The sequence below is a fragment of the Moorena sp. SIO3I8 genome (genome assembly GCF_010692325.1).
Classification (GTDB): domain Bacteria; phylum Cyanobacteriota; class Cyanobacteriia; order Cyanobacteriales; family Coleofasciculaceae; genus Moorena.
In genome coordinates, this window is record NZ_JAAHHW010000298.1 from 1 (window position 1) to 2,049 (window position 2,049).

Annotated in this window: 2 protein-coding genes; both read left to right on the top strand. The window is 41.5% G+C overall.

Annotated features, from left to right (window positions below):
• Positions 1–170 precede the first annotated feature (170 nt).
• Positions 171–818: an IS607 family transposase gene (locus tag F6K51_RS36360; protein ID WP_293030796.1), complete on the top strand. Its 648-nt coding sequence runs from the start codon at positions 171–173 to the stop codon at positions 816–818.
• A 24-nt stretch (positions 819–842) separates the two neighbouring features.
• On the top strand, positions 843–1,976 hold the full coding sequence (locus tag F6K51_RS36365; RefSeq protein ID WP_293030799.1) for a transposase: 1,134 nt from the start codon (positions 843–845) through the stop codon (positions 1,974–1,976).
• Positions 1,977–2,049: the final 73 nt, after the last annotated feature.

Sequence of the window (2,049 nt, forward strand, 5' to 3'; positions counted from 1 at the left end):
CAATCACCAGTCTGTACTGGTAGATTGGATTACCCTTGATACTGAAGAAGAGACTATCGAAGAAGCTACGTCTACTCCTGCTCCTGAGGTTAGTTACTTACCAATGAGAGTTGACAATTAGTCCTTGAATCATCCACAATCTTCGACAAACCTACACAGGATTGTCGAAGATGCATTATCGTCCTCATGAATTCGCCAAAATCGCTGGTGTCACCGTTAGAACTCTCCAGCGTTGGGATATTTCGGGAAAATTGGTAGCCGATCGCAGCCTTGGCAATCATCGTATTTACACCCAGAAGCATATCAATCAACTTAAAGGTCTATCCCGTGTACATGCAAAGCGGCTGGTAGTTGTTTATTGTCGCGTATCATCCCCCGCTCAGAAACCCGAACTTGAAAACCAGGTCAAAGCTATGGATACCTTCTGCTGTGCTTCTGGAATTAAAATTGATGAAGTGATTAAAGAAGTCGGTGGTGGTCTTAATTTCAAACGTAAGAAGTTTCTAAACCTGATATTCCGTATGCTATCCGGACAGATTTCTACAATCGTCGTAGCTCACAAAGACCGTCTATGTAGGTTTGCCTTCGAGCTGATCGTTGAGTTAGCTGACTATTCAGATTGTAATATCCTTGTGACTAACAATGAGTCACTTAGTCCCCAACAAGAAATGGTGGAAGACCTGATGGCAATTATTCACTGTTTCTCTTGTCGGCTCTACGGTCTACGTCGATATGTCCAACCAATTAAAGAAAATATTGACAAAAACATCGACAATCCGGAAAATTGCGCTAAAGTAGAAATGGAAGTACAAGTTTAAGGTCGAATTCCCAGGATACACATCATGTATGCACTCAAACGAGAACTTAAAGTCAATCACAAACAATCTGGCTTCTTAGCTGGTTGCGCTGGCTTCTCTCGGTTCGTCTATAACTACGGTCTCAGCATCATGATGTCTTCTTGGGACAATGACTGTGTTAAAGCTTCGGATGCTAAGCGATTGACTGCTATCAAAAAGATTTTCACCAACGTCACCAAAAAGAATCCTGATTTTGCCTGGTGTAATCAATACTCTTCTCGCATCTATCAAAACTCTTTGAGAGATTTGAAAAAAGCTTTCAGTCGTTGGCGCGATCCGAAGCTTTGTTCAGGGATACCTCAATTTAAAAAGAAACGTCATCAATGTAGTTTTACGGTTGATGATGGACATGGGAAGCGCTTAGTAAAAGCTGGAAAATTTATCACGATTCCTACATTAGGAACCTTCCGAATTAAAGAAGCTATTCCGTTTAATTGTGGGTCTCAAACTTTCACAATTTCTCGTGAAGCTGGGAAGTGGTTTGTGTCGTTTAAAATCGAGGCTTGCCCCTTACCATCCATGAAACACACCCATAAAAAAGTTGGTGTTGATTTAGGTGTGAAGTGCTTTGCTACGTTATCTGACCACACCAAGATTGAGACTCCTAGTTCGATTAAGAAAGCGAAAATCAAGCTATCGAAACTACAAGGTCGAAATCGGAAAAAGGTGCTAGGCAATGGTCAGACAAAACAAAAACCTAGTAAGAACGCCCACAAATACTACCAGAAACTTCGTCAGCAACATCAGCATATTGCCAACAGTCGAGAAGACTTTTTACAAAAAGAGACAACTCGATTAGCTCAGACATATCAAGAAATCAAAATCGAAGACTTGAATGTATCAGGGATGCTTGCGAACCACAAATTAGCCGAGGCGATTTCTTTGTTAGGTTTCTATCGATTTAGAGAATTACTAACGTACAAACAAGAATTTCATGGCTTTAAGTTGACGTTGGTCGATCGATGGTTCCCTTCATCTAAAACCTGCCACAAGTGCGGTCATAAGCAAGATATGCCCCTTAAAGAGCGAATTTATGTTTGTGGTGGTTGTGGACTTATTGTTGACCGGGATATCAACGCAGCAATCAATATAGAGGGCTGGGAACCAGGTTTTACATAACACTGTCGGTGGCTACCGATAAAACGCCTGTGGAGTAGAAGAAGCCGTCTTCCTACGTATACAAACGAAGCAA